6 protein-coding genes are annotated in these 7,164 nt (G+C 66.1%); 2 read left to right on the top strand and 4 right to left on the bottom strand.

All coding sequences use genetic code 11. The features are described 5' to 3' along the window. Window positions 1-8: 8 nt before the first annotated feature. The 3 genes from ACMV5O_RS19560 to ACMV5O_RS19550 all read right to left on the bottom strand — a co-directional run bounded on the left by ACMV5O_RS19560 (window position 9) and on the right by ACMV5O_RS19550 (window position 3,296). Window positions 9-1,046 (bottom strand): branched-chain amino acid ABC transporter permease, encoded by a 1,038-nt coding sequence (locus ACMV5O_RS19560; RefSeq protein WP_416165025.1) that lies wholly within the window; start codon window positions 1,044-1,046, stop codon window positions 9-11. Window positions 1,047-1,168: 122 nt separating this feature from the next. Beyond that, window positions 1,169-2,317 carry an ABC transporter substrate-binding protein gene (locus tag ACMV5O_RS19555; RefSeq protein ID WP_416165024.1) on the bottom strand — a complete coding sequence of 383 codons (1,149 nt, stop codon included), beginning with the start codon at window positions 2,315-2,317 and terminating at the stop codon, window positions 1,169-1,171. Window positions 2,318-2,477: 160 nt separating this feature from the next. Further along, window positions 2,478-3,296 carry an IclR family transcriptional regulator gene (locus ACMV5O_RS19550; RefSeq protein ID WP_416165027.1) on the bottom strand — a complete coding sequence of 273 codons (819 nt, stop codon included), beginning with the start codon at window positions 3,294-3,296 and terminating at the stop codon, window positions 2,478-2,480. A gap of 80 nt (window positions 3,297-3,376) precedes the next feature. On the opposite strand from ACMV5O_RS19550, the gene paaY reads away from it, so the two are divergent. Then, window positions 3,377-3,994 (top strand): phenylacetic acid degradation protein PaaY, encoded by a 618-nt coding sequence (gene paaY / locus ACMV5O_RS19545; RefSeq protein ID WP_416165023.1) that lies wholly within the window; start codon window positions 3,377-3,379, stop codon window positions 3,992-3,994. 94 nt (window positions 3,995-4,088) lie between these two features. Here the strand turns inward: paaY and paaX are convergent, their stop codons facing one another. Beyond that, a complete protein-coding gene (gene paaX, locus ACMV5O_RS19540) occupies window positions 4,089-5,033 on the bottom strand; it encodes a phenylacetic acid degradation operon negative regulatory protein PaaX (RefSeq protein WP_416165022.1) in 945 nt (314 codons plus the stop codon). A gap of 460 nt (window positions 5,034-5,493) precedes the next feature. Here paaX and paaN point away from each other — a divergent pair, with 460 nt between their 5' ends. Further along, complete coding sequence (gene paaN, locus ACMV5O_RS19535) at window positions 5,494-7,161, top strand: phenylacetic acid degradation protein PaaN (protein ID WP_416165021.1); 1,668 nt, start codon at window positions 5,494-5,496, stop codon at window positions 7,159-7,161. The last annotated feature ends 3 nt before the right edge of the window (window positions 7,162-7,164 follow it).

The following is a 7,164-nucleotide window of genomic DNA, read 5'->3' as shown; positions in this document are numbered from 1 at the left end:
GTCGGTTCTCATTCTTCTTCCTCCACGTGGTGGCTACGCAGCGAGCGCCACAGCAGCACGGGAATGATCAGGGTGAACACGATGACTTCCTTGTAGGCGCTGGCCCAGAACGAGGCGAAGGCCTCGAGCAGCCCGACCACGAGCGCGCCGGCCGCGGCCAGCGGGTAGCTCGCCAGGCCGCCGATGATGGCGGCAACGAACCCTTTGAGGCCGATCAGGAAGCCGGTGTCGTAGTAGATCGTGGTGATCGGGGCGATCAGCACGCCCGAGAGCGCGCCGATGAAGGCGGCCAGGAAGAACGTGAGCTTGCCCGCGAGCGCGGGCGAGATGCCCATCAGCTGCGCGCCGACGCGGTTGATCGCGGTCGCGCGCAGCGCCTTGCCGTAGAGCGTGCGCTCGAAGAACTGGTACAGCCCGACGATCAGCAGCACCGACACCAGCAGCACCCAGATCGTCTGCCCCGAGACCATCAGCGGGCCGAGCTCGAAGCTGGCGTCGCTGAAGGACGGCGTTCTCTGCCCTTCGGCGCCGAAGAACAGCAGCCCCAGGCCCACCATGGTGATGTGTAGCGCCACCGAGACGATCAACAGGATCAGCACCGGGGCGGAGGCGATCGGCTGGTACATCAGGCGATACATCATCGGCCCCATCGGCACCACGATCGCCAGCGTCAGGATCACCTGCAGCGCCAGCGGCAGTTCATTGGCCGGCAGCGCCCAGAGCAGCCCGGCCAGCGCCAGCGGGTAGGCCAGGTTCCAGCCCGCCACGCCCGCGGCACGCTGCATCTGGCCGGCCTTGAGTGCGCGGCCGCCATCGAACACCGTCACCAGCACGCCCATCGCCACCAGCAGCCACACGGTGGCCGGCAGCGTGCCCGACTGCATCATCGCCAGCGTCAGCGCGCCGTAGGCCACGAACTCGCCCTGCTGGATGAAGATCACCCGCGTGACCGCGAACACCAGCACCAGGGCCAGCGCCAAGAGCGCGTAGATCGCGCCGTTGGTGATGCCGTCCTGGCCCAGGATCAGTGCAATTGTTGCATCCATGGATATGCCCCATCCGTGCCGGCCACCATTGGCCGCCGGCCGCTCTTCCTCACTCGCGCCGGCGATGCCGGCAAAACAAAGCGGGAGCGAGGCGCTCACGCGCCCCGCTCCCGCTCAGGCGCTTACTTCAGCAGCGACCACTGGCCATCGCGAATCTCGATCATCACGCGCGAGCGCTCGTCGAGGCCGAGGTGATCCTCGGCGCTCATCGTGTAGATGCCGGTCGCACCGGCGACTTCCTTGACCCCCTCAAGCGCATCGCGCAGCGCAGCGCGAAACTCGCTGGTTCCGGGCTTGGCCGACCGCAGCGCGGCCGGAACGGCGGCCTCGAGCAGCACGCCGGCGTCCCAGGCATAGGCACCGAAGCTCGACACCGAGCCCGGACCGTGGACCGCCTCGTACTTCTCGACATAGGCCAGCGCGGTGGCCTTCACCGGGTGGCTATCGGGCAGGCTGCGCGCCATCTGCACCGGGCCGACCGGCAGCAGCGTGCCTTCGCAGTCCTTGCCGCAGATACGCAGGAAGTCGTTGTTGGCGACGCCATGGGTCTGGTAGATCGGGCCCTTGTAGCCGCGCTCGCGCAGCGTCTTCTGCGGCAGCGCCGCCGGCGTGCCCGAGCCGGCGATGAATACCGCGTCCGGGCGGGCCGACATCAGCTTGAGCGCCTGGCCGGTGACCGAGGTGTCGGCAGGGTTGAAACGCTCGTTGGCGACGATCTCGATGCCCTTCTCATCAGCGAGCTTCTTGAACTGCTCATACCAGCCCTCGCCGTAGGCGTTGGCGAAGCCGATGAAGGACACCTTCTTGACGTTGTTGGCGCCCATGTGCTCGATGATCGCCGAGGCCATCTGCTGGTCGTTCTGCGGGGTCTTGAAGATCCAGCGCTTCTTGTCGTCCATCGGCGCCACGATGCGGGCCGATGCCGCCATCGAGATCATCGGCGTCTGGGTCTCGGCAGCGACGTCCACCATGGCGAGCGAGGGCGGGCTGGTGGTGGAACCGATGATGACGTCCACCTTGTCCTCGGCAACCAGCTTGCGTGCGTTCTTGACCGCGGTCGTGGTGTCGGAGGCGTCATCGAGAACGATGTAGCGCACCGACTCGCCACCGATGGTGGTCGGCAGCAGCGACACGGTGTTGCGCTCGGGGATGCCCAGCGAGGCGGCAGGGCCGGTCGCGGACACGACGACGCCGACCTTGATTTCAGCCTGCGCGGCAGTGGCGGCGAAGGCGAGGCCGAGGGCGGCCAGCAGGGTATTACGCAGTTTCATGGTGTCTCCTCCAGTGGTGGTGCCGTATGCCGGTGCGCCTGTTCCGGCGTGTCGTTGGCGCCCGCTCGGGTGGCGGTAATTCTGAAATGCAGAACTGATTCTGTGAATTAGAAGTGATACAAAAGAACCAGTCAAGCAAAAAAAATGTATCGATTAGACTTCAGGGCTCGGCACGCTCGTCGAGCAGGCTGGCGCCTGCGGTGGTCGAGCCGAGACGGATCGACAACTGGGCGCAGGCGCGCTTCAGTGCGCTCAGCGTCGGCCCCTCGGGATCGAGATCGAGCGTGCCCTCGACGCCGACGACGGCAATGCTCATGTTGATCTCGTTCTTGAAGTTGAACACCGGACCGGCTGCAGCCTCGACGCCGCGGGCGAAATAGCCGCTCGAGATGACGGCCAGGCCCTGTGCGCGCACGTCGGCAAGCAGCCGACGCGCCTCCTCGAGGCTGGCGACCGGGGTAGCCAGCTTGCCCGACTCGATCTCCTGGCGCAGCAGCGCATCGGTCTGCTGCTCGGGCAACCAGGCGGCGAACACGCGGCCGGCGGCCGAGCCGAGCAGGCTAAGGTGGGTGCCGGTGAGCACGTTGACCGTGATCGGGCGCCGCGGCCGCTCCCAGCGCACGACGACCGGGCCGCGCTCGCTCCACACCGCAAGGGCGACGGTCTCGTTGGTGAGGTCGCGCAGTTCGCTGATCGCGGCGAGGCCGAGGCGGATGCGGTCCACCCGGTCGAGGGCGACGAGGCCGAGATTGAGGGCGAAGGGCCCGAGGTCGTAGCGCGAGGTGAGCCGGTCCTGTTCGACCAGCCCCGAGCGGATCAGGCTGACCAGGTAGCGATGGGCCTTGGAAGGGGGCATGTCCGCAGCCTGCGCGATGTCCTTGAGCATCATGGATCGCTTACCGCTGACCATCGCGCGCAGGATGCTCATGCCCACTTCGAGGGACTGCACGCCATGCTTGCCGTCGAGTTCGTCGTTCATGAGGGCACTGTTCATAAAATTACTTATTGAAGAATTATTTTCTTTATATGTAACATAAGCCCAAACAGCGGAGAACAGCAATGACCCAACTGAAAGTCTACGCAATCGACGGCATCGTGCCGGTCGTGGATCCGACCGCGTATGTACATCCCTCGGCGGTGCTGATCGGCGACGTGATCGTCGGTCCGGGATGCTACGTCGGCCCCTGCGCCAGCCTGCGCGGCGACTTCGGGCGGCTCATCCTCGAGCGCGGCTCCAACATCCAGGATACGTGCGTGATGCATGGCTTCCCCGGTACCGACACGGTCGTGGAGGAAGATGGCCACATTGGCCATGGCGCGGTGCTGCATGGCTGCCGGGTGGGACGCAATGCGCTGGTCGGGATGAACGCGGTGATCATGGACAACGCGGTGATCGGCGAGGCGTCCATCGTTGCCGCGTCGGCCTTCGTCAAGGCCGGCGTCGAGATCCCGCCACGGGTGCTGGCCGCGGGCATGCCGGCGAAGGTGATCCGTGCGCTGTCGGACGAGGAGATCCGCTGGAAGAGCGAGGGCACTGCGACCTACCAGGACCTCTCGCGCCGCAGCCTGGCGACGATGCAGGAGACCACGCCGCTGACGGCGGTCGAGCCGGGACGCAAGCGCATCCACATGCCCGATGTCGTGCCGCTGGTGGAACTGCGGCGCAAGGAAGATTGAGGGCGGAATCCAGCAGGTCGCCGCCGTGCGGACGCTTTGCCTGATCCGGCGCAGGCGCACCGCGCGTCGGTGGGCCGCGCCGCAAAGCGGGGGATCAGCCTGCGTCGCTCAGCGGATCGGCGTCCTGGAAGCGCTCGAACAGGCGCGGCGAAGCCTCGGGCGTGCGCCCATCGGCCAGTTGGAAGTGCGTCTCCAGATGGCGCTCGGACGGCGCCAGCAGGCGACGGTAAAGCTCGCGGCAGAGCAGGCGCGCGCGCTGCCCGGGCCAGTCGGCGGCGAGCAACACGTCCGGCAGACCGGGATCGCGCAGCAGCAGGCGGCGATAGTCGTGAATCAGCAGCATCCGGCCGAGGAAGGCGCTCTCGTCGTCGCAGGCGCCCTCGCGCAGCTGCGTCAGGACGGGCTGGTAGCGCTCGACGAAGTCTCGATAGGTCGCGGCCAGCCCTTCGAGATTCCACGCCGCGTGCACCAGCTCGGCGTCGCTTGCCGCCGTGCCAAGCGCGGCATCGGCCGCCAGCAGCGGCTTGAGCTTGGGCACGAGCCCGCCCAGGCCCTCGCCGACGAGGGCGTCGAAGGCCGCAATCAGGTCGGCGCTGGGATGAATGAAGCAGTCGCCGCTCAAGGTGCCGAAACCCTGCCAGAACAAGGCCCGGCGCAAGCGCTCGCGATCCTTCGCAGCGAGTTCGCCCACCGTCACCACCAGGCGCCAGCGCCGATCCCAGCCCTGGGCGGTCGATGCGTAGATGCGGCGCGAGGCGTCCTCGATGCGTTGCAGTCCGGAAGCGGTGAGCAGGTAGTCCGTGCGCCGACCGCAAGGTTCGCTGCGCAGCCACTCGTCGCGCACAAGCCGGAACACCGAGGTCCGCACCAGTCGCTCGTTCAATCCCAGCGGCTCGAGCAGGCGGATGAGGCTGCCCAGCCAGATGCGCCCCCCGCGCGGCACCACCGCGTCGCCAAAGGCCGAGATGATCAGCGACCTCGCCTGCACGCGATCCTGCTTGCGAAATGCGTCGAGGCGGTCCTGAATGGAAGTGGTCACGGATTGACGGGTTTGGGCACTTGCGGGCGCGAAGTCTATCGGCTCCAGCGGATTGCGCATAGCACCCCTGCGGGCAGCGTGAAGCGGTGTGGTCGTGGGCATGGTCTGGGTGTCCGGGCAGGCGCGCAGAGCGAACGCTCACGATGCTGCGGCGCAGCGTTTCAGCAAGCATCATCGTGATGCCTTTTAAATGATACCTTACAAACGACTATTTGTATCACAAAGGTATCGAATCAATGCCATCGCAAGCGACAGGATTATTCATTACCTTTCATAAAAATGATGAATGATTCTCATGTGATACTTAACAATCTGATTTTTATATAGTTACGTTTTCTGAAATAAGTTCTGCATGACAGAACAAAGAACGATCCGACACCATAAACGAGATACCAATGATTGACATAGACCAAATCCATTTGTATCGTTTAAAGCACAAGACCCCCACCCGGAGAGACCAATGACCCACCCCCTGCTCGAGAAGCATCGCGCCACCCTGGAAGGCGCACTCAACGCCATCGCCACGCGCGGCTACTGGTCCCCGTTCCCCGAGATGCCGAGCCCCAAGCTGTATGGCGAAACGGCGCCGGACGATGGCAAGCGCGCGTTCGAGGCCCACCTGGGCAAGCGCTTCGAGCTGGATCAGCCGGGCCAGACCGGCTGGCACGGGGGTGAGTCCTCGCCCTATGGCATCACGCTCGACGTCAGCTATCCGGTGTGCGAGCCCGATGCGCTGATCGCCGCCGGCCTCGAGGCGATGCAGGGCTGGCAGGCGGTGGGCGCCGACGGCCGCACCGGCATCTGCCTGGAGATCCTCGACCGCCTCAACAAGCAGAGCTTCGAGATCGCCCATGCGGTGATGATGACCTCTGGTCAGGGCTGGATGATGGCCTTCCAGGCCGGTGGCCCGCACGCCCAGGACCGCGGCCTCGAGGCCGTGACCTACGCCTGGCGCGAGCAAAGCTTCGTGCCGGCCGAGACCACCTGGGAGAAGCCGCAGGGCAAGAACCCGCCGCTGGTCATGAAGAAGCACTTCCAGATCGTCGGCCGCGGCGTCGGCCTGGTGATCGGCTGCGGCACCTTCCCGACCTGGAACACCTACCCGGGCCTGTTCGCGGCGCTGGCGACCGGCAACGCGGTGATCGTCAAGCCGCACAGCAACGCCATCCTGCCGGCCGCCATCACCGTGCGCACGATCCGCGCCGTGCTCGCCGAGAACGGCATCGACCCCAACCTGGTCTCGCTGTGCGTCGCCACCCAGCGCACCGTGACCCAGGCGCTCGCCACCCATCCGGCGGTCAAGTCGGTCGACTTCACCGGCAGCAACGTGTTCGGCCAGTGGCTGATCGACAACTGCCGCCAGGCCCAGGTGTATGCCGAGCTCGCCGGCGTGAACAACATCGTCATCGACTCCACCGACGCCTACAAGGCGATGCTCAACAACCTCGCCTTCACGCTGTCGCTCTACTCCGGCCAGATGTGCACCACCTCGCAGGCGATCTTCGTGCCCGCCGGTGGCATCGACACCGAGGACGGCCACAAGAGCTATGACGAGTTCTGCGCCGACCTCGCCCGCTCGGTCGAGCGCTTCCTGTCCAAGCCCGAAGTCGCCTTTGCTGTGCTCGGCGCGATCCAGTCCGCCGACACCGCCGAGCGCATCGACATCGCCAACAGCGGCGCACTGGGCAAGGTCGTGCTCGCCTCGCAGAAGCTCGACAACCCCGAGTTCCCCGGCGCCAAGGTGCGCACCCCGGCGCTGCTCGCCTGCGATGCGGCCGACGAGAAGGCCTACATGGAAGAGCGCTTCGGCCCGATCAGCTTCATCGTCAAGGTCGCCGACACCGCCGCCGGCATCGCGCTGTCCGAGCGCGTGGTCAGCACCCATGGCGCGCTGACGGTCGGCCTCTACTCCACCCGGCAGGACGTCATCGACGCCATGACCGAGGCCACCTGGCGCGGCAAGGTCGCGCTGTCGATCAATCTCACGGGTGGCGTCTTCGTGAACCAGTCGGCTGCCTTCTCGGACTACCACGGCACCGGCGGCAACCCCTCGGCCAACGCCTCGTACTCGGATTCGGCCTTCGTCGCCAACCGCTTCCGTGTCGTCCAGCGTCGCTACCACGCCTGAGGA

It is taken from the genome of Thauera sp. WH-1 (assembly GCF_047806685.1).
Taxonomy (GTDB): Bacteria; Pseudomonadota; Gammaproteobacteria; order Burkholderiales; family Rhodocyclaceae; genus Thauera.
Note: the sequence above shows the minus strand (reverse complement) of the source record. Positions and strands in the feature narration are given on the sequence as shown.

Bases quoted from the DNA above. Each gene is read 5' to 3' on its own strand.
- ACMV5O_RS19560 (WP_416165025.1), bottom strand. From the start codon at position 1,046: ATGGATGCAACAATTGCACTGATCCTGGGCCAGGACGGCATCACCAAC.
- ACMV5O_RS19555 (WP_416165024.1), bottom strand. From the start codon at position 2,317: ATGAAACTGCGTAATACCCTGCTGGCCGCCCTCGGCCTCGCCTTCGCC.
- paaY (WP_416165023.1), top strand. From the start codon at position 3,377: ATGACCCAACTGAAAGTCTACGCAATCGACGGCATCGTGCCGGTCGTG.
- paaN (WP_416165021.1), top strand. From the start codon at position 5,494: ATGACCCACCCCCTGCTCGAGAAGCATCGCGCCACCCTGGAAGGCGCA.
- ACMV5O_RS19550 (WP_416165027.1), bottom strand. From the start codon at position 3,296: ATGAACGACGAACTCGACGGCAAGCATGGCGTGCAGTCCCTCGAAGTG.